Annotated in this window: 12 protein-coding genes and 1 pseudogene; 5 read left to right on the top strand and 8 right to left on the bottom strand. The window is 58.9% G+C overall.

Translation table 11 applies throughout. From position 1 onward, the window contains the following. Positions 1 to 321 precede the first annotated feature (321 nt). Positions 322 to 1,620: a glycoside hydrolase family 28 protein gene (locus J2R76_RS17840; RefSeq protein ID WP_253624380.1), complete on the top strand. Its 1,299-nt coding sequence runs from the start codon at positions 322 to 324 to the stop codon at positions 1,618 to 1,620. Between the two features lie 224 nt (positions 1,621 to 1,844). Further along, positions 1,845 to 2,885, top strand: coding sequence for a pectinesterase family protein (locus J2R76_RS17835; RefSeq protein WP_253624379.1), 1,041 nt, complete (start codon positions 1,845 to 1,847; stop codon positions 2,883 to 2,885). A gap of 317 nt (positions 2,886 to 3,202) precedes the next feature. Here J2R76_RS17835 and J2R76_RS17830 read toward each other — a convergent pair whose 3' ends face one another. Beyond that, entirely contained in the window at positions 3,203 to 5,023 is a 1,821-nt protein-coding gene (locus J2R76_RS17830; RefSeq protein WP_253624378.1) for an NEL-type E3 ubiquitin ligase domain-containing protein, read from the bottom strand. 676 nt (positions 5,024 to 5,699) lie between these two features. Here J2R76_RS17830 and nopM point away from each other — a divergent pair. Both nopM and J2R76_RS17820 read left to right on the top strand, forming a co-directional pair. After that, entirely contained in the window at positions 5,700 to 7,451 is a 1,752-nt protein-coding gene (gene nopM / locus J2R76_RS17825; RefSeq protein WP_253624377.1) for a T3SS effector NEL-type E3 ubiquitin ligase NopM, read from the top strand. A 931-nt stretch (positions 7,452 to 8,382) separates the two neighbouring features. Next, a complete protein-coding gene (locus J2R76_RS17820; protein ID WP_253624376.1) occupies positions 8,383 to 10,632 on the top strand; it encodes a hypothetical protein in 2,250 nt (749 codons plus the stop codon). A gap of 718 nt (positions 10,633 to 11,350) precedes the next feature. Here J2R76_RS17820 and J2R76_RS17815 read toward each other — a convergent pair. Then, on the bottom strand, positions 11,351 to 13,555 hold the full coding sequence (locus tag J2R76_RS17815) for a hypothetical protein (protein WP_253624375.1): 2,205 nt from the start codon (positions 13,553 to 13,555) through the stop codon (positions 11,351 to 11,353). 333 nt (positions 13,556 to 13,888) lie between these two features. Beyond that, positions 13,889 to 15,475, bottom strand: coding sequence for a carbohydrate porin (locus tag J2R76_RS17810; protein ID WP_253624374.1), 1,587 nt, complete (start codon positions 15,473 to 15,475; stop codon positions 13,889 to 13,891). A gap of 360 nt (positions 15,476 to 15,835) precedes the next feature. Here J2R76_RS17810 and J2R76_RS17805 point away from each other — a divergent pair, with 360 nt between their 5' ends. Next, on the top strand, positions 15,836 to 15,991 hold the full coding sequence (locus J2R76_RS17805; RefSeq protein WP_253624373.1) for a hypothetical protein: 156 nt from the start codon (positions 15,836 to 15,838) through the stop codon (positions 15,989 to 15,991). A gap of 1,210 nt (positions 15,992 to 17,201) precedes the next feature. Here J2R76_RS17805 and J2R76_RS17800 read toward each other — a convergent pair. From J2R76_RS17800 to hemN, 5 genes and pseudogenes are all read right to left on the bottom strand, one after another. Next, entirely contained in the window at positions 17,202 to 17,381 is a 180-nt protein-coding gene (locus tag J2R76_RS17800; protein ID WP_253624372.1) for a hypothetical protein, read from the bottom strand. A gap of 82 nt (positions 17,382 to 17,463) precedes the next feature. Then, positions 17,464 to 17,943: pseudogene (locus J2R76_RS40985) on the bottom strand (HipA domain-containing protein); the annotation flags it as partial. A 190-nt stretch (positions 17,944 to 18,133) separates the two neighbouring features. After that, a complete protein-coding gene (locus J2R76_RS17790) occupies positions 18,134 to 18,460 on the bottom strand; it encodes a hypothetical protein (protein WP_253624370.1) in 327 nt (108 codons plus the stop codon). Continuing rightward, positions 18,450 to 18,791 (bottom strand): XRE family transcriptional regulator, encoded by a 342-nt coding sequence (locus J2R76_RS17785; RefSeq protein WP_253624369.1) that lies wholly within the window; start codon positions 18,789 to 18,791, stop codon positions 18,450 to 18,452. The genes J2R76_RS17790 and J2R76_RS17785 overlap by 11 nt, the downstream gene beginning before the upstream one ends. Positions 18,792 to 19,192: 401 nt before the next feature. Continuing rightward, positions 19,193 to 20,527: an oxygen-independent coproporphyrinogen III oxidase gene (gene hemN / locus J2R76_RS17780; RefSeq protein ID WP_253624367.1), complete on the bottom strand. Its 1,335-nt coding sequence runs from the start codon at positions 20,525 to 20,527 to the stop codon at positions 19,193 to 19,195. Positions 20,528 to 20,634 lie beyond the last annotated feature (107 nt).

The raw sequence follows: 20,634 nt of genomic DNA, 5'->3' as shown, positions 1-20,634 counted from the left end.
GACGTGACCGGCTCTCAGTCCATAACTGAAGACATCGAGGGCGAACTACTGGCTGATTTGCAAGTCTTGCGACCTTGAGGCGCAGGTGTCACCCGCGCGCAAGCCTCTCTCAGTTATGAGCTGTTCGATGAATCGTGTGCCCCCTTGCAGGCCGTTCATCGCCCCTTGCAGCAATGCTGCTGCGAGCTCGTAAAGGTCAATGCATCCTCTGCGTCTTATAAATGTCATCTTGCGCGGCGAGTGAGGCGAGCAGCGACCGATCAGTTCGCGCACGTGAGACAATTAGGCCGCATAGATCAACGCGGCGAAGAGATGAGGTCGATGACAAAGCCTTTTCGAGCATGCAGTCTGTTATCCATCATTGCCTGCATCATTCTCTGTCCGGCCGCCAGCGCACAAGATCGTCGCATCGTTACCGAACCTACTGCACCTCAGACAGTGTGCGACCGCCCCGTGCCGTCCGGCAAACAAGATACGGTCACCTTGCAAGATGCCATCGACCAATGCCCGTCGGGGGCCGCCGTGTATTTAGGGCGGGGCGAGTTCCGGTCGGGTCCCCTCGAGATGAAATCGGGCGTGACGTTATGGATCGGACGAGGCGCCAAGCTCATCGCCATCCCCGAACCGGCTGCTTACGACAAGGGCCGCGGACAGTGTGGTCGCATCTCGGGCAAGGGCGATGGTTGCCGGCCGTTCATCAGTTTTTCCAAAACCCGGGGCGGCGGTATCTACGGGGACGGCATCATCGATGGTCAGGGCGGTGCAACCATGGTCGGCGGCGCCGAAACCTGGTGGCAGCTGGCCCGCCGCGCCCAAGCCGAGGGCGGCAACCAAAACGCCCCGCGCTTGATCCAGATCGATCATGCGCAAGACATCACGTTCGCGGGTGTCACCTTGCGCAATGCGCCCAATTTTCATATCGCGATGAACCGGGTCGAAGGTGCCACGTTTTGGGGCCTCACGATCGATGCCCCGGCGGATGCCCGCAATACCGACGGCATCGACCCTGGCGCGAGCCAGGATGTGACCATCACCCGCAGCTTCATCCGAACGGGAGACGACAACGTCGCAATCAAGGCCGGCGATAATGGCTCAAGCAGCCATATCTCCATCATCGATAATTATTTCGGCTGGGGGCACGGCATGTCGATCGGCAGCGAGGTGAATTCCGGAGCCAGCGACATAGTGGTACGTAATCTGACGCTGGATGGCACGACGTCTGGTCTGCGCATCAAGAGCGATGTCAGTCGAGGCGGTCTGGTCGAGCGCGTGATTTATGAAAACATCTGCCTGAGGGGCAACCGGTGGCCGCTGGCGTTCGATGCGAAATACGATCCACGTGCACAGGGCTCGCGGATTCCGGTCTATCGGCAGATTGTTCTGCGCCATGTGCGTGGCGACAATGGCGCGCTGATGATGCGGGGCGTAGACGAGCAGCATGCCCTTGACGTGACACTCGAGGATGTCCGATTTGCCAGTTCCGCGACCTGGCAGCTCGAACATGCAAAGGTGACCGCCGATCAGTCTGACGTATCGCCGCCGCTGCCGGGGCGAACGACAGAACCGCTGTCGCGCGGATCGGACGCTTGTTCCAGGGCATTCCGAGACGCCGACCGGTAAGCACTAGGACTCCGGCGCGGAACGTCGGAGCGGAGAGGCCGCATCGATAGCTTGGATTGCCGATATTGGCGGAAGAAAGCCTCATGGCCCGCGCTCGCTGCCCGACTGGTTTGCAGGGGCGGACATTGCGAGAGCCGCGCGCAGGCTCCACGGGGTTATCTCGCGGCGGCGCGTTACATCGACTGCACCGAACGCGCCGCAAACGCGACCAAGGGGAAGATCAAATGCGAATGTTCTTAATGTCCGCCGCGCTTCTGGCTGGATGTTTCTGTATCCCGGTAGCATACGCTGAGGCATTATTGGTGTCGCATGCTGCAAACACAGACTATCACTCCGTGCAGGAAGCCATCGACGCGTTGCCGGCGCAAGGCGGGGATATTCGGATCGCGCCGGGGACCTATCGCGAGAAGGTCAAAGCCTCAAAATCCGGTATTCATATCGTGGGGACTGGCGGCAAACCGGAGGATACGGTCATTGTGTATGGCGACGGCGCGATCAATGCGGGAGGAACCCCGCGTTCGGCAACACTGGATGCCGCTGGCGATGACTTCCGGCTTGAAAATCTGACGATCCAGAACGACTACGCCCTCAATCCAGCCAATCCCCCCTCGCAAGCAGTAGCGCTGTCAGTTAGCGGAGACCGGGTCGTCATTACGCGCGTCCGCCTGCTCGGCGCCCAGGACACGCTTTTTGCCGGCAAGGGACCGAACGGCCGAATGTCACGACAATACTTCTCGAAGTGCTACATCGAGGGGCATGTCGATTTTATATTCGGCAACGCCAAGGCCTGGTTTCGGCAATGTGAGTTGCACGGCATCGCCAATCAAGCGGTCATCTATACCGCTCAGAGCAAGGCGGCGCCGGATGAGGACAGTGGCTATGTTTTTGATCATTGCAGGCTAACTGCCGACCCTGTTGCGGGCTATATCGCACTTGGCCGCCCTTGGCGCCCCTACGCCACAGTGGTCTTCCTGTCGGCGAAGATAGATGCCCCCGTGATCGCGGAAGGGTGGCGCGAATGGACGCCCGGTAAGACCACTACATTGAAGACAAGCTATTATGCTGAATACAGATCCTTCGGCGTCGGGGCCAACCCCTCAGGCCGCGAGCCTCACTCCCATCAATTGACAGATGGCGAAGCTGCGCGATGGTCGCTGAGCGCGTTCTTCGGAGGCGCCACAGATTGGTTGCCAACGAACCATCACGATGGCACGCAGAGCAGCGTTCGGGGCGAAGGGCTTCGACGGCGATTCTCGGATGAATGACGGGAGGAGAGCCCAATTGTCATGGAGAGTCTTGTACAGAAACCCAACTGGCGCCCGAGTCAAACCGATAGAAGGGGCCGGCGCGACGATCTCATCGGTTCGTGGCCATGCCGCCCTCGATAGCCGCCGAGGACATCCGCATCATCGCGAGATCGGCCCTCGTCGCTTAAGGTGCATGAGTCGAGCAACGCCGGTGCCTTAGATCGGCGTTCCGCAGCACTCGCTGCGCATCACGCGAATTCTCTCGGCGACCCACTCGCCCCACCGGAGGAAAACTGCAACAGGAGACTTAGCAGCTTTCTGCAGCAAAAGTCGATTTACAGTTTGAGGCAGTGATCATTGAGCACCTTGTCTCTGAGAGCGCCCTTGATCTCACGGGCGATTTCCCTACGAACTGCGGCACCCAACTCTAGCTTGGCATCCTCGACAAGGTCAGCTTCGACCCCGATCAAACCTCTGTCGGTGAGCTGTTGCTGCAGCCGCCTGGCGAACTCCGGCCCCATTGCAGCTATGAGCTCGTCGTGCGCCATGGCATGGTCTTTGGGCGCGATATGACTCACAACGTCGTCCCAAGGTTGCCAGTCCACCGCCAAATAGTCGGCGAATTCCGTCGCCTCCCTCTCCCGCACGGATGCCTCTGCGCTATCAACGTCAGCGTTGGTGACGCCGGAGACTTCAAAGAAGCGCATGTTCGGCGCGACGTGTTGCAATCCCAGTCGCTCGCGGAGCTTATTTTGATAAGCAAGAGAGACCTCAATGGCGTCGATGTCTTCGACGTTGTTGCCCGAGCCTAGCGAGTGAACCTTCTCACGCGCAATTCTCTCCAGCGCGTCCAGGCGAAACATGACCCGCCCCAGATCGATGAGATCGGGAAGCCGGGCCTTGTTGTTATAGGCGCCGTTCTCGACGTCTGCGATGAGCCGTGCGGTCTGCATGCCGTTCCAAGTCAAAGTTCGGCGATCCTCGCAGCTCTGGTTGGCGTCCAGGGCCAGTTGGAAGTAGCGCTTGCACAATTGCGGGTCTTTCGCCGCCTGCCGCAGATCATCGGCGACCGACTGGCGGAATTCTTCATTACGTGAGTTCACGGAGTCGAACAGTTTGCCAAGGAAGAGCGTGTATTCCCGGGCGCCCGGCTCTTCAGCAAGGCTCTGCCAAGCTGCCAGCACCTCTCGATCAGCCTCCTGTGGATTGCCGCGGAGCCAGTCTGCGACCTTCTCGATGAGAGCATCGGCCGGCTCATCGTCCGTCCCGGACGATTCACTCTCGTCATCGCGCGAAAGGTAGACGGTCGGACCGACATAGCCGTTAGCGCTAAGGACTGTATCCAGATTCGCGAGCACCTGCTCGGGCAAGGGATTTTCAGTTAGAATTATCCCGCCATCAGCGCCAATCTGCGTCAGCAGGTCCTCGGGCAAACTCGTCAACCGGTTTTGGCTGGCATCGAGAAACTCCAGTGAAGCAGGGAGGACCTCCGGCAAACGCGTGAGTTGGTTTTCGCTGACGTCGAGATACTCGAGCGTGGCAGGAAGGACCTCCGGCAGATTCGTCAACTGATTTTGGCTGGCGTAGAGAAACCGGAGCGAAACAGGGAGAACCTCGGGCAGATCTAGCAATTGATTGTGACTGAGGTCGAGAAACTCCAGCGCAGCAGGTAGGCCCTCAGGCGAGCTCCTCAGCCGGTTGGATCTCGCGTCGAGGCCTCTGAGCTCGGTTGGAAGCGCAGGCAGGCTGGTCAGTTGATTGGCACTGACGTTTAGACGTCGGAGCGAAGCAGGGAGGTTGTCGGGCAGACTCGTAAGCCGGTTGAAGGGAATATCGAGCACGACGATATCGTCCGGAAACCTGGGCAGACCAGTAAGGGACAGCGATTCGAGATTCAGTCTATCGGCGTCACCCCGAGCATTCACTCGCCTGACCACTTCTTCGCGATCCTCAAGCGGGCCGACCTCAGGTTCGGCAGCCCAATTCTCAAGCGTCTGATCTTCATTGGCCTGAGCATGGTCTGAAGCTGCAGCTGCATAGCCCGTCACGAGTACCTGCCACTGCGCCGCGGCCTCGTTTTGCCTGCCCTCTTGTTCGGCAGACGCAGAAGGGGGGCCACCGTCGTGCTGAATCTGTCCTGCCTCAAAAGGAACCATCCTACCTCCTAACGAGACCGAGCAGACTCAGTCCACGACTACACATTTTAGCGCTTAAGGCATTTAGCTTTCGATAAGCTGACAGAGCCTGTCGTCATAAGGTGACAAAGAGCCAACGAAGCCGTCACGATCGTCGCTACAACGATTTGGAATAGTGTGCCGGAACGTCCCGGCGGATAACCAAGGCGGTAGCGGCTTCGGTATGGAGCTCAACGATGACCAGCAGAGCCTTCTCGGTCGAGCAACGGGAAACGAAGCACGGCAGGCGGGCCGAAGGGCCAATTCAGTCCGAGCCTCTCAAATGCCTAGGCAGTGGTGCCGAGTTGGTTTTTGTGAAGCTTGACCGGTTCGCCCGCAAGCTGGTTTGCTTCGCTCACCCGTGGCAAACGAGCGAACCCTGAGGTTCTGCAGCGACACTCGTCAGCTAATCGACAGGTAGGCTTGTTAACGGCAGTACGCTGCCCCGGGAACGGGTCCTACCGGCCTTTATCTGGTCAACGAAATGGCGGCAAAACTCGCAGCAGTGTCGATCCATTTTGCCGCGCTTGAACTCGTGTAAACCCGTACCCGCTCGGACGGGGCTGTCGAGCACGTATAGCGGTTATCAAGTGACATTCGCGCTGTGCAACCGCCTGCTCCGCAGGGGTCATTCTTGTTTGTGATGATGGAGAGATTGATGGACGCGGGACGGGCACAGTGGAACGCAGGTTCTTCTTCCTCGGCGCCTTCTGAAGAGGTGGACCAGGAAAGCTACCTCGGCGGCTTCAACCGCGCCGTGGCGAATTTGGTTGAAACCTTGACGGGCTATCGGACTCCGGCTTCCGCGCGCGCGCAGGTCATCGACAACTGGGTTGCCGAAGTGGGGCAGGGCGAGGCCGAGAATCGGCGGCAGGGGCGCACACGAATCAGGAATACTGAGAACACAGGCTCGCGCGCGCTTGACTTATCCTCACTCTCGCTGACCGCTTTGCCTACCGCCCTGCCGCCAAGATTGCTGGAACTGCGCGCCAGGCACAACGAGCTAAGCAGCCTGCCCGCCATGCTCCCACCCGGTCTCCAGCGTCTTTTCATCAGCCATAACCGCTTGACCAGTTTGCCGGACGATCTTCCGGCGACCCTCTCTGAGCTGGAGGCCGCCGACAATAGATTGACCAGTCTGCCGGCCAACCTTCCAGCCGCCCTCGAGGTCCTGAACGCGAACGACAACCGGCTAACCAGCCTGCCGGACGCTCTCCCGAGCGGGCTTACCTCGCTTGCGGTTGGCGGCAATCAGTTGACCGATCTGCCCGAGTCGCTCCCGTCGCGGCTCGTTGAACTCAATGTCAGCAGCAATCTATTGGCCAGCCTTCCCGACCCACTTCCGAGCACGCTCCAGTCGCTCAACGTCAGCGGTAACCGGCTGACCAGCCTGCCTGAAGGTCTTTTAGAGGCTCTCGTACCGATGAATAGCCTTTACTACCCGCATCTGGTGAGCCCCGAGTTCGGGGATAACCCGCTGCCGGACGACGTCCTCGCTCATCTGGCGGCGGCTGAAGCGCCACCACCGCAGCTTGCGCAGCAATCCCTGCATGAGGCTGCGGCACACTGGCTCGCAGACGACCCGGCCGCGCTGGCCGAATGGCAGCACTTTGCGGATGAGCCCGGCGCCCAGGACTACGCACAGTTCCTGGAAAGGCTACGTGGCACTGTGAACTACGGCAATGGCGCGTTTCGTCAGGCAGTGGCTGATGATCTGCGGCAGGCGGCCGCCAATGAGGGATTGCGCGAGCAGTTCTTTGCTCAGGCTTCCGAGGCTAACACCAGCTGCGAGGATCGTGTTACGTTGCACTGGAACGGTATGCAGACGGCGCGCATCAACGCTGAGGTCAAGAATGGGCTATATGACAACCGGCTTGGCGAACTGATCCAGTGCGGCCGTCTCGCGTTTCGCCTGGAGGCGCTGGACGAGATCGCGCGCGACAGGGTCAACGTGCTTGCTAGCGTCAACCCGAACGTAGACGACGTCGAGGTCTACTTGGCCTATCAACATCGGCTGCGCGAGCCGCTGGAGCTCAGTCACGTCGCTTCTGACATGCGCTTCTTGGCGGTCGCTGACGTAAGCGAGGATGATGCGACGGAGGCGCTGGACCTGGTCCGGAGGCGCGAAGCAAGCGAGTTCATCGACTACATGGCAAGCCGCTGGCAACCCTGGGAGACGGTGCTGGAGCGCATCGCTCCGGACGAACATGCCGCGATGCAAGACCGGGTGCTCGAAGCCATGGGCGAGGAGTTTCAAAGCCGCCTCGGTCCGCGACTGGCCGAGCATGATCTGCTGGGCGACGCGGATGCCGAGCGGGTGCTCGGAGCGCAAGTCCGAAACGAGATCGCTGGCGAGATCAAACGCGAGGTCATGGACCGTGTGCTCGCAGAGCGTGGCCTCGAACTATGAGGCTCCCGAACCGCCGCAGAGATGTTTGTCATTGCTCTGCGGCGGTACGTAACGATCGCTTGTGAGGCCTTGCTCATCGCTTCCAACGTGCTTTTGCACCTTGGAAAGTATGCCGCCGTCAATCTGGGCCCTTGTCTCGCCGAGCGGCAAAAATTCCGCGCGCGAGGCGAGGTTGTATCTACGTCCGGCGAAATCGGCTATGAGACCGAGCCCCATCGGTCGAAAAGTCTCCTCAGGCAAAAACTGAGCCCGATTTAAGTGAGCGAAGTCTGCCGAATCTTCATTGCCGAGTTGTCTTGCAAGGCCTACTCAGCGAACTGTGTGCGGATAAACCTTAAACCTATCTGATCCCGATCCGCCGTTTCCCGGACGACGTGGATCTCACATACCGCATTCGAACAATGGCTCCGGACTGATGAAGCAAGCTAGGATAATTTGGTCCCTCAGAACCGCAGTCAAGCAAAGTGGAACTTCACCGCGCGAGAAGTCCTCCCGGTCTGCGTCAAGGAAAAGACGTTGTGCGTGCAGCAGGACAAGCTCAGCGCCAAAGTTGATGCCGGGCCAAAGCTGATGCCAAGGACGACACGATACTCGTCACGTTACCTATTGGAGACTAGTAGAGGCTATGTGAGCCCGGCCGTGATGTTTGAATTCGGCGCACGATCGACAGGCGATCCATTGTTATATCCGTCGGCCAATTCGCGGCCGGCGAAGAGGTTCGGCAAAACTGGAGCGACCCTATCCTGTCGTCAGGCGGGTGACGATGCGAGGGCGGTGTTGCGCGCTGCAATATCCTGATCTCGTCAGCTTTTGGAAAGGTTGCAGCTACAACAATCAGATTGATCTGACCCTTGCTGAACGAACTGCTACCTGGCCGTAATCCAGGAAGTGCGGATTGTTGCAGGGTCTATGCAAACATGGGGAGAGCAGGATGGATCCGGTTGACCCATTCTTCGATTCAGGGGCCTGGATGCGCGAATATGCCGCCCTTCAGGGGCGGACTGGGCAGCGAGCGGGCAGCCCAAGCGAGCAGGGTGACTTTGAAGGGCGGCTGCAGGACTTGACCCTCGATCCGTCTGATCAAAGGAATTCAACTTCGCCTGATCGGCCTCCCGCAGCAGGTGGTCGAGCAGTGCGGAGGGACGATTTCGGCGGTTCGATGCGGGCGCCGCCACGCTCCACTTCTAGGGAGAGTGCGCTAGGCGGCACGCGACGGAGCGTAGACATTCCCAGCCTTCAGCTTCCCGCTTCGTCGCAAGTGCCGCAGTCTGGTTTGCGAGATGATCTGTTCAGCAGCACACGTTACAGCTTTCCGGACGCAGCGTCTGCAGCGTCGGCCAAGAGCGGAAAAAGCCGCGGATTATGGTCACGCTTCAAGTCGGGACTTGGCAAGGCCCTTGGCGGGAGCGGCAGCGAAAAGTCCTCGCGAGATGCGGGGCAATCTGACGTCATTTCGACGAATCTACGAATTGATCACGCCAGGCAGCCAGGCCGGACGCGTGGGGTCTCTCGGGCCGATGAGGAGCTCATCGAGGATTTCCGAAACAAGGCGGCGGGCAATCTCAGCGACGGCACGATCAAGAACGCGGCAGCCGATTTGCGCCATTTGAGCGCGCGCCTGAGCGACGCCGGCAGGCCCTCGATTGCCGATCGAATTCGCCGCGAACTGGAGAATGCGCAGCTGGAAAATCCCGATGTGGAAAACCACCAGCTGGAAGCGGAGCTCGATGAGGACGTAGACACTTACGCAAAGGACCGCGGCAGGCGCATCAAGGCGGCCCTGAAGAAGCTTCGTGATGTCGGTGCCGGAAATACCTTGGCAGCCGATGTCCGCCGGCTGGCTCCTCATGCTGAGGACGCAAGCTTCATCCGCATGTGGGCGGCGGCGGAAAAGGCAACCGGCAGGATCGATCCAAAGACGATCGACAGGCAAACTCGCCGCATGTTCAGGTTGAGTGAGTGGTTGCAGACGCACGACAGACAGCCGATCGCCGGCCGACTTTCTACCCCTGGGCTCGCTCAAGACCTCGCGGAATACACGCAAGAAACCGAGGACAGCAAGATCAACGCTGATCTGGTCAGGCTTGGGCTCTACCAGCAAATCCTCGAGGCGAACAGGGCATTGGGATTGCCGCCTCCTGAGGACGCAGGTCAGCCTTCTGGGTTGGCTGCTCCACAGGCCCACTCGCCACAGGAATTTCCTGCAACGCCAGCCACGCCGAGCGCGGGTGCCTGGCAGTGGCTTGGAGAGCAAATGCACGGGCCCGGTTCATCGATGCCGGCGCCGCACAGCGGTTGGCAGACCAGCTCATCTCAACCGCTTCCCGCAACGCCTGCGACGCCGAGCGCTGGAGCCTGGGATTGGCTTGGTGAGCAGATCCACGGGCCCGCTTCACCGATGCCGGCACCGCACTGGGTCGCGCAGGCTCATCCGCCATTCGAGCTTCCTGCTACTCCAGCCACCCCGAGCCAGGGAGCCTGGGCCTGGCTTGGGCAACAGATGCAAGAACCCGCATCGCCTTCGTCCGTGAGGCCTCGATCGTCAAACATCTACGGCGATCTCGAGTCCTTCGTTGATCTGGATCCACCCACACCGCATGATTTGCGCGACGATGCGCGCTCTGCGCCACCTGAATTTGCAGCTGCTTCGTCGTTCGCGGGCCCACCGGGGGTGACTCCGGAGCTGCGGGACATCGGAGCGATCGTTGGCGCCAACTGGCACCACGGTTCCCAGGCGGCCTCAGACGTGTTGATCGATGTGTTGGGCAACATCAATCTGCTGCCAAACCAGTTCGGGCCAAGTCAATTTGCGATTAATGGGGAGCGCTATTCGGCGACATTTGGACCGGGCGGTCGCAGGGATATTCGCCTGATCCATCACCCGCGCGTTGGTGGGATGAACGAAGCCGGGCCATCCCGGCCGCTGCACCCCCCACAGCCAATCGTAAGCGTAAGACGGCCCGGGGAAGGAGCGGTTGATCTTGGCTCTCTGATTCGGGGCGGCTGGGAGCACAGAGAGCGGTTCCTTCCGCCTTACCTCGTCCGCGTTCTGGAAGGCGAGCGCATCATGCCCGGGCCCGGGCGGCCGAGCTATTTCAAGATCCGTGGAGTGCCTTATAGGGGCGAGTTGGTGGAAAGCGAGGGACGCCAGCGTGTCCGCGTTTATCCCGAATCCAACTAACGAGGACAGGTGCCTTATCGACTCCAATTCTCAATTGAAACCTTCGTTGCCCCGATATCACACCCGCGTTTAGGCAGAGAGATATCGAAACGCCCCTCTCGCAAGGCAGCGTGGTGCCAATCGAGTCAACGATCCATTCAACGCGGAATCCAGGATAGGAGGTGCTCGCTCACAGGTGTTGTCCTGGTTGGGAGATGCGATCGAACAAATTTGGACAAATCCGGGAAAGACCGGACAGACGCAGCTACCAAAATCTGCAAGCCTGCTGGCATTTCATTACGGCGCAATTTCGGAGGGTTTCGATGCCGGCAGGCTCGTGGTCCGCTGAGGAAGAGCAAGAGCTATTGCGGTTGATCCGGGAGACGGCGCTGACACAGCGCGAGATCGCCCAGAAGCTTGGGCGCACCGAGGCGGCAGTCAGCGCTCGGCTTACGATAATTAGGAAGCGGACCACGGGGGGAATTAGAAGACTGCGAAACCATCGAGGAGAAGTGGCATAGCCCATGCAGTGTCTTTGGTACCATACCTGTGCGGTCCACTCGGGTGGTTACCGCTAGGTCTCGCGCTCTCCACTGCTTATTCATCATCATGCAGTTGCCGAAATGGCCAGAGTGGGACTGCTTCCAATCGGAAGTCAACTCTTCTGGATCAATCGAGACCGAAGGGCGAAGTGATCGCTTCGTAGTCCATGCAGGTCGTGATGCAAGTCCTTTTCCATTTACTGCTCCTTTGGATGGACGGCCGAGCGGGTGGGTTGATCATCGAGATGATCAAGGGCCAGTCGAAGCTCCCCCCGCAGCTGCTCTGAATCCAATGCGACTTGCTCCTGAGTGAACGCAGACCCGGCGGGTTGATCATCTCGCCCGTCGGTATGCTCCCGTACGTATTGATCGCCGAGCAGTCCCTGAAGCATCCCTGGAGAGAACGGCTCTCGATTAAGAGCAAATGCTTCCGGATCGGTCGAGATTGGCAGGGCAGCATGATCGTCTGTTAGTCCGTGGAGCTCGTCATACAATTGCTTTTCCAGTCGCTGAAGCTCCTCCGGGGAGGCCGAGACCGTCGAGGGAAGGGGGCGATCATCCAGATCATCCAGCACTCGCCGAAGCTCCTCCGGAGGAATCGACGCTTGATCGCGCCCAACGGACTGTTGGAGGAAAGCTCGCGGCACGGCTTGACCATCCGGCGGGCCAATCGATACCGAAGGGACGAAGTGATCGCCTAGTGGTCCGTGGAGGTCGTCATGCAATTCCTTTTCCAGTTGCCGCAACTCCTCTGGAGGAAGGGAGACTGGCGAGTCGCTAGGTTGATCATCGAGATGATCCAGTACTTGCCGAAGATCTGCCTGAGGGAGCTGCTCTAAATCGGATGCGACTTGCTCCTGGCTGAAAGCCGAGGTGGCGAGTTGATCATCTCGCCCCTCGGTAAGCTCCTGTGCGTCTTCATCCTCGAGCAGTCGCCGAAACTCCGCTGGAGAGAACTGGTCTGGATCAATGATAAACTCTACTTGATCAAAGGAAAACGAGGGGGCCGGGGGATGCTCCGATTGCCGCTGAAGCTCGTTGCCCAATTCCTTTTCCAGTTGCTGAAGCTCCTCTGAAGGCAGGGAAACTGTCAAGGGAATAGCTTCGTCATCAAGATCGTCCCACAAGCGCCGAAGCTGCTCCTGAGGAAGCTGCTCTGGCTCGACCGCGACCGCCCCTTCGAGGAGAGCCGACGGGACAGCTTGATTGTCGTGTCCCTCCTGATGCTCCACTTGTCGATTAGCTTCGTACGACGTGCGGTGCTGCGCAGCGGCGCTGTCGATGCGTGTCGGTTCTGTCAGTAAAGCGCCTTCGGGATTGATGAGCGCCGGGTTCTGAACGGAAGGATTGAGCTTAGCGCGCGTACGCCCTGGACGCACGATGGGCGCGACGGCCCCCGTCGACCGAAAGATCCGCAGATGCTCTAATGCTCTAGCGAGTCTGTTGCTACTAGAGGCACCGCTGAACTCGCGCATGTCACTGCCATCGTTCAGCGATTTGCCGTCTAACCGAGCAACAATGCTTGGTTTGTTATTTGCGAAGAGCCAACGACTATAGCCAATAAGAGAACCTGCATGCTGCTTCGCCGTAACGGCAGCCGTCCCGCCCTCAAAAAGCGCCTCCTCAAGCCTGAAGATATCGGCAGCATCCTCGGGATAAAGAGGCCGTCTGTCCCACTGTCCCCGGATTATGACGCCCGTTGAAGCGACCGGCATTGCTCCGCCACTTCCTGTCGAAGCGGCGCTTGCGTTCGGTTTCCTATATACCTGAACTTCTTCCAGATCGTTCAGCGTCCTCTTTCTTTTCGATGCTCTCGATTGAACTGTGTCAGGTTCATGATTGATGGGGACATCCTCGCTTGCCAGGAGATTGCTTCTGGCACGTGGATCCACCGCTTCGTCCGGGGATTGCTGGCCATCGCTAGATGTGTCTTTCGCCGAGGGGAGCGCGCGCGGTCGCCCGCGAGAAACCGAATGACCGGAATCATGAGACGCACGAAGCACGCTTACGCCTGTCTTCATGAGGGCGTCTTTCGGAAAGTAAGTATCTAGGTGAATAACCAGGGACTGGTGGTCCCTTAGGTCAGTCGTTTGGCCACGGCGGCGGAGATCATTCGCCAGTCGAAAAAGTGCGTGAGTATAAAGCTTGACCGTGTTCGGTTGTAGACCCTTCTGAGCCCTATATTGAGCAATCGCCCTGTCGATAAGGTCGCGGTCTTGGGCAGCTAGATGGGGATAGGAGCCACCAGCGCCGACGGACGCAGGTTCGGACTGCCTTGTCTCAGCCAAGTGCTGCTCAAAGCCTTCTTGTCCGGCTTGGCTCGTTTGCAGCTCTTGCGAGACGTCGTGCTGCACCTGCGGCCAAGCTGGCACGTTAGACGGGTCAAAATCTTGCGGGTCCACGCTAACCTCTCGTCCAGGATCACCTGAACAGGTCTGCCTAGTCGGTCAAGCTTTCGAGAACCTGACGTGGTTAAGGTTCCGTACTTGAGGTTATTGGCGTTGGCCAATCCCGCAAATGACGGCGTTCGGTATCAGCCTCTTCTCGACGATCCGTCGACCGTCCCTACAGACCTAACGTCCTCCATTTTGCGCAATCACTTACAGGTGGCGTCCCTTTACATCGGATGTCACCGGCTCATCAAACTCAGATGCAGGACCGATCCTGCAAGCAGATCGCAGAGTTCCGGTTCCCGGGGGCACGCGAAGGTGGCAGCAGAACGGCGCTTGCCATAATCAGAAGAAAACCAGCGTAGACACCAGCAGATTGAGGGCGTGCTCGGTGTGAAGCGTATGTGTGACGCTTGTCGGGTTGTGGATGTATGACAGTCCGGCGCTTGCATAGATGCCCGGGGCAAGATGGGCAGTATATGTGCCCGTGATCGCCAGGGTATCGCGATGCGCAAGTTGGCCCTTAGCCAGGGCAGCATCCACGGCGAATTTGCTCCAGGTCGTGTTGCTGGCGACAAGAGCAACCAGATCCTTGGGGCGACTATCAAACGGCCCTTTCGTATAAAGACGAAGCTCGTAATACTGGCTGATCCTGTTGAGGTCAGGCGGAGCTGCCATGAAAGAGAATCCGCCATAGAGTCCGCGAGACGGCGACCCAGTGGCATCAGTTTGCCAAAATTGCCGGTCCGCAGCGATGTACTGGAAATTGTTGCCGCTTACTCGCTGTTGATCCGGGTCCGCCAAATTCTTGTAGCGGCTGGTGTTGAAACCAGCGCCGGCCCGCAGCCATGTGTCGGGCGATCCAGGAGCGGCCTTGCTCCTGTAGCCGATTTCATCGACGAGAAGCGTGCCCGCATTGGTCGTGCTCCAGTTCAAGCCGGCGGGATTCTCCCTTATCTCGGCATAGGGACCATCCGGACTGATTGAGCGCTGAAGTGAGAACTTGTTGTAGAAGCGATCATCAAAATTGTACTTCAGGTTGACCGCCGGCGTGGGCGCAGCATTGGTGCTCACCCCTGCCTGGATTAAGGCGAACATGTTCGATCCGGTCATCCCTCCGAACAATGTGCCGGCAAACTCATTTTGGTTTCTCAGGTAACCAAGTTTGAGTTCGAGTTTCCTGTCGAGCAAAGTCTGGTAGTAGGCGAGCGTGTTGAACCCCACTCTGTCAGGCCCCGGGCGGTCCCACGTCCAGTATTGCTGCTCGGCTCCGACGACAATCTGGCCATCGGGAATGCCAAATCGGCTGAGATCGTAAGTGACAATCAAGAAGTTCGCCGAAGCGAAGGTCGGGTTCTGGCCCATGTAAAGCTGGTTTGCGATTGGGCTTCTCGCTGCATTCGGCAGCTGATTATCTACAAACATGTTGTGTGTCCAGCCGATATAGCCAATGCCGACATCTGCCAGCGCGGACCGAACGCCGCCGTCCTCCTGATCAATCGTATCTGCAGGACCAGGAATGGCGAGCCACAACCCTTTTTCACGCAGATTGTCGTACCTGGCGAAGGGATCGATGGGCTTTTGCGTTCGCGTCTGAGCAAATCTATCAACACTGCTGCGCTTTTCGCCAGACGTATCGGCACGTGCCGCAGACCACGGGCGCCGAGGCCGGATTGCACGCATCATCCCGGTCCGCAACTTTATCGCCGGACCGGAAGCTTGTCTGCCTTCGCTGGCTTGACCTACAGTGTCGTTTCCGGGATCGAACTCGTCACCGGTTTGTGCCCGCGCGGCGTTGCCGAACAGGCAAGCCGCCAGCGAAACTGCGATAGCCCGTCTCCATCGTTTGCCGATTGGCCGAAACGTGAAAACAGATGCCAAGGCGGCCGAAGATGTTCGAAGCGACGTCGCCGCAAGAAACCAATCACGCATAGCGTACTTCAGGTCCGTGTCAGCCAGTCATGATCGGAAAGAACTGTCGCCTGATTGGCCGAGAGTGGCATCCCAACATTTTCGTTCCCGAGGAGGCAGCAGATGATCTGCTCTGCAAATAACTTGCGCATCAGGCCGAAGCGCCGAAAGAGAGCAGTGCGCGCTGGCGCGGCAAGAGGGTTGAGGACGAGTGCCTTTACCCTCGCCCTCACTCTATGAACACAGCCAGGCTGCTCGCCCTGGGACAGAGCAGGCTGGCGTTGGCGGGTACCTTGCGGGAAGATCCCTTTACTGACGAAGTGGCAAGCGCCAGGAAGCAAATCTCGTGGTGCACGAGGCACGAGTTCATGGAGTTTTGTGATGCGCCAGACAATCGACTGGATCCGCGACCAGCCGCGTCTGGAATGTCTGCGCTCGCAGATCGCACGACGACGTCCATCATGGTCGTCACAGGTGAATGGACAAAACAGCCTTCGAGCGGCTTTGGTGGAGGCGGGCGAGCAGCTGGCGCCGTAAGAGCCGTTGGGACGGCCGAATCTGTCTTGCATAGCGGGTGCTTCCCCTGCGCGGCTTTCGTTGGTCCCGCTTGGCATGCGCCCGTGATCTCAATCAACCTGCTGAGATTGGTAGTTGATCGCGCGCAATGGTTGCCCTCCCTATGAGAAATTGACGTTCAGCCGCCGCCTAAGCGGCGCGTCTTGAGTGAAGCGGCAGGTCCTTCAAGGCGCGCAGGAAGCAAAATGGGCAGGCGGCCGAGGAGGACCGCGAAACGTGGCATTATCGGCAGTCGGGACCTCTGGAGCGCGCGAACACCGCAAGCGCTCGGATCGGCGAAGCAAACCGGTCGAAAGAAGAATGCTGGACGAGGAGCGATGGTGATGATTGACGATGCGGTCGCTTCGGATTTGCGACCGCTCTTGCGAGGGCCGTCACGACGCATTTTCTGTGTCTTGGTGGTTCTCCTTGTCCTCGTGGGCTCCAGTGCTGCTGGCGCCTGGCTTTGGGCTGACCTCTGGGAATTTGTCGGGACGCCGGAAACTCACCAAGTCGCTTCAATCATGAGGTCGTCACTGGATGACAGAGCTTCCCTATCCGAGATCAAGTGGGCACAGCTGAAGGCTAGCGATGAGATCGCAGAACTGAACCGCAGGATCGATGCCGCGCGGGAGGACCTCAAGGGGATCTTAGATCAGATCAGCGTGCTGACTTCGCGGATCGAGGCGCTGCGGAATTCAATGCCTGTTGCTTCTACGCCCTCCGTTTCTGCCCCACCGTCCGCCCAGGCTGCTTCGAGCCGGGCCAAGAAACGGCTCGGGCAGTCCACACCACAAGGACCTGTTTCCGTTGGAGGGGCGCCAGTGATCGTAGCACCAAAGGCAAGCGCGCCTTGACGTCGAAAGGCCGCGTTTTTGCCACCATACCTGTCGTTCCGCGCCAGCTATAGCGCAGTCAATCGGACCAACCATCCCGCTTTGATCATGCCGAAATCAGGCCATGCGAGCCCATAGGGGTTCTGAGCGCATTCAAACTTTGCGCTCACAACTTGCGGAATACCGGAGGTCAACTGAATTGAAGCAGAAAGGCCAACCATTCGGCAAAGTGATTGAAGCTCGCAAAAACCTGTCTGCTTCCAAGCATCGGCCAAGGGACGGAGAACGACCCGCCATTTTGGCGCAGTGGCCGAATCGAATCTCCAGCTAGTCAGTGGGAGCGATCGTCCCTCACTCTATTCTGTCAAGAAGCCGGAGTATACGAAGACGCCGCTGATCGTTTCGGCGTCCTTGTCGCTCACCCGTTGACCGCGAACGACATCGTACCATGAGGCGCGCACCTGTTCGGTCATGCCCGAGACAATCGCTTTGGCCTCTTCGGCATCCAGCAGAAGGCGGGCATGTTGCGACAGCACGTTCTTTGCATTTGCAAATCGCCCCCCGGTTGCCAACCTCCAGCGCTAGATCACGATGTTCCTGCGAAATAACCGGGGAAGGCGTCAGATCATAGGCCGGCGAAAGCTGCCATTCCCGCTCTTTGGCGACCATGGCGTGGTTGCGAGGATGATCATCCAGGTTGGAAATCAGCGCATTGAACGTCATGCGTCCAAAAAGTTCTTCGGCATCCTTTTTGGGCTCTTCGGTAACCCGGCGCATCTCCTCAGCCATCAATACATAGGACCAGCGGTCTCGCGTCTCGACCGTTTCGTTAGCGCGAGCACGGTCAGTCCACTGATCATCCGCGAGCGCATATATCCCTTATCAGTCTTCGTGCGATCGAACCGCTTGATGAGAAGAACGTCCTTCGCCGACGCTGATGATACGGCTCTCAACGACACGAAGGCCGCAAGCCTTAGCCAGTTCAAGCATCGCGCGCTCGACGCGGGTGTTGTTCCAGCGGTCGTCCGGGCGATTGAATTTTGCGATCCAGGGTCCGTCATCGTCCTCTATGACAGCTTTTGGGCGAGCGCGCCCCATGGAGGTGCCTATGAGCATCAAGTCTTGTATCTGTGCAGCTTCCTCGGTGTTTACATCGTCCTCAGCATTAAGGCGTCGGCGATTTCCTGCAGCTTTGCGAGTTCGAGCGTCTCGTTGAATTTGCGACGTGGTGCCGGAGGTTGTTGACCAAGTCCAAAACCAAGCGCGCCTGCGCGGTCGTCGGCTGAATTCAGCACGTAGTCGAGTTCACCGAGCTGAGGAACGCCGGCATGCTTCTCGATGACACGGCGCCCCCAATAGTCCGGTCCTGCATCGCGCAACGCGCCAAAGACGCCATTCGGTCGACCTGTTTGGTTGTCTCTCCCGAAAGCTTAAGCTCGACAGGATCAATCAAGACGGCATCTTCGCGTAATAGATACGACTTGCCGTAGACGAAGCGTCCCACTGCATTGCCACGGCGGTTCTCGACGAGCTGGAAGCGGCCGGCCGTTACCGCTTCGGTCTGACCGGGCAGCGTGATGTAGACGAAGCGTTCAGTGTTGCCCTTAGAAGCCATTGTCGAGACCGCCGGATTTGCGTGCCCGTTTGCGCTCCCGCGTCGCTTGCAGGGCAATTCCTTCCTTATCCCTTGAGGGATCGGCGAGTTCTTCGAGGGGCCGGAGCAAATCGAAGAGCCACAGCAACCCGGCATAGACCACAATACCCGTCGATGCTTTGCCCTTTTCGGCGTCCATAACAGCGCGCAAGCCCGTTCCGATTCTGCTGGCTGCGTCCTCGATGGTCATGTTGCGGCGGATGCGTGCGGTACGCAGATCTGCTCCCAATTGCTTGAGGGCCCGGGACACGGGGAAGGGGGGAGCCTTTTGAAGTTTGTTGGTTGCTACCATGCTCTTAAAAGCCACTTATGCGACTTACCATGCTCTTAAGAGCAGCATTCATCAATTTCCCGTCCTCTGTTTGGGAGATATGCGTGGTTTGTCAGTTGCTTATAGGCTTTAAATAAAGATGAAGCTGTGAGTGGCCAGTCCGAATCCAGGAGCATGCCGACAGCTTCGCCCGCCACTACCCTGAACCGCTCGACAAGCACTTCAACATTTATACGCTTCGTCAGATGAAGCGTAGTTGCCCGGCGAGATCGTCACGCAGGACCTCGCGGAGTTGCGTAGCACCAATCTTGTCCGCTTCCAGCGCAACGCAGGTCGCGACTAGTCAGTCCGATCCACTGGACAATCGGCTGACCGAGGCGCCCCTCCGAGCGCTCCTTCGCGATGCGCATATCCGTCGCCTGCTAATAGGGGGCGCGGTCGAGGTAAGCGTCGAACGCGGCAGCAACAGCGCGAATGACAAAACGGTGCTCTGGTTTGACTCGGACGAAACCCTCTTCGATGTCCAGTATCCCGTCTTCGGCAAGCATTCCCAGACGATCAGCTGAATCGACAAAGGGCATCGGAGCAAATCCGTGGGCGGCGCAGATTGCCGGCACGTCGGCCTGCAAGTCGCACATCAGCCGCTCGATGATTGCAGCCCGAACGCGATCTTCGGCGGTGAGGCAGTGGCCCTTTGAGGTTGCCAGATGGCCGGCACTAATCTGTCGGCTATAGGAACTGGTTGCCGTCTCGTTCTGCACGTAACCATCGCGCAGACGGCCGATGGCTGACGGACCAAAGCCGATCACTGTGTTACACGTATCGGCCGAATAGCCCAGCGAGTTGCGGCGCAGCCGGCCGGTTTTCTGCGAGTGCGCGAGCTCGTCGTCCGGGAGGGCAAAATGGTCGAGCCCGATTTGGCGATATCCGGCGGACACCAGCGTATCTGCCATGGCTGCAGCTTGCTCGGCGCGTGCAACATTGTCGGGCAGCGCCGTCTCGTCGATCTGGCGCTGACGTTTCATGTAAGAGGGAACATGGGCATAGCCGAACACAGCAAGGCGGTCGGGCCGCATGGTCAAAGCCGTCTGCGCTGAGTTCACGCAGGATTGCACGGTCTGATGCGGCAATCCGAAGAGCAGGTCGAAATTGATACGGCTTATTCCATGTTGGCGAAGGCGTTCGACCGCAAAAGCGACCTGCGCTTCGCTTTGGAGACGGTTGACCGCCCTTTGAACTACGGGATCGAAGCTTTGCGCGCCGATGCTCGCGCGGCTGACGCCCGCTAATCCCAAGGTTTCCGCCATCTCGGCCGTGAACGCGCGGGGGTCGATCTCGACGGCGAGCGCGGTCGATTTGCTGAACGCGAAGCAGCGGCGCAAAAGCTCCATCAGAGCCAAGAAATCGGCCGGTGGGATAGTAGTCGGCGTGCCGCCGCCGAAATGCAGGTCGCTCACCGGAAGACCGTGAGGCGTTTGCTCTGTGACCAGACGAATTTCCTCACGTACCGTCAGCAGGTAATTGCGAATCGGCCGCTCGCTGTGAGTGAGGCTTGTTGGGAAGCCGCAATACCAGCAGATCGACCGGCAGAACGGAACGTGAAGGTAGAGCGATACGGATTCGTCAGGCGGCAGCCGCCGCAACCACGCCTCACAGGTCGTGGCGCCGACCGCAGCAGAGAAATCCGGTACCGTTGGGTAGATGGTGTACCAGGGCAGGCGAGCATCACAATACTTGTTCAGGAGTGAGGTCTGCAACGCTTACCTTTCCGCGCTGATACGCTATGAGGCTGACGGATATCCTCTGCTCTGTCTTTGCGTTAAGTCAAAAGGCACTGCCTTGATCCTGAAGCTCGAGACCCTTC

The organism is Bradyrhizobium sp. USDA 4532 (assembly GCF_024171315.1).
Taxonomy (GTDB): Bacteria; Pseudomonadota; Alphaproteobacteria; order Rhizobiales; family Xanthobacteraceae; genus Bradyrhizobium; species Bradyrhizobium australafricanum.
This window is presented reverse-complemented; position numbering and strand designations above follow the sequence as displayed.

Coding starts and splice junctions, on each gene's coding strand:
- J2R76_RS17835 (WP_253624379.1), top strand. CDS start 1,845: ATGCGAATGTTCTTAATGTCCGCCGCGCTTCTGGCTGGATGTTTCTGT.
- J2R76_RS17820 (WP_253624376.1), top strand. CDS start 8,383: ATGGATCCGGTTGACCCATTCTTCGATTCAGGGGCCTGGATGCGCGAA.
- J2R76_RS17810 (WP_253624374.1), bottom strand. CDS start 15,475: ATGCGTGATTGGTTTCTTGCGGCGACGTCGCTTCGAACATCTTCGGCC.
- J2R76_RS17790 (WP_253624370.1), bottom strand. CDS start 18,460: ATGGCTTCTAAGGGCAACACTGAACGCTTCGTCTACATCACGCTGCCC.
- J2R76_RS17785 (WP_253624369.1), bottom strand. CDS start 18,791: ATGGTAGCAACCAACAAACTTCAAAAGGCTCCCCCCTTCCCCGTGTCC.
- nopM (WP_253624377.1), top strand. CDS start 5,700: ATGGACGCGGGACGGGCACAGTGGAACGCAGGTTCTTCTTCCTCGGCG.
- J2R76_RS17830 (WP_253624378.1), bottom strand. CDS start 5,023: ATGGTTCCTTTTGAGGCAGGACAGATTCAGCACGACGGTGGCCCCCCT.
- J2R76_RS17840 (WP_253624380.1), top strand. CDS start 322: ATGACAAAGCCTTTTCGAGCATGCAGTCTGTTATCCATCATTGCCTGC.
- J2R76_RS17805 (WP_253624373.1), top strand. CDS start 15,836: ATGCGCCAGACAATCGACTGGATCCGCGACCAGCCGCGTCTGGAATGT.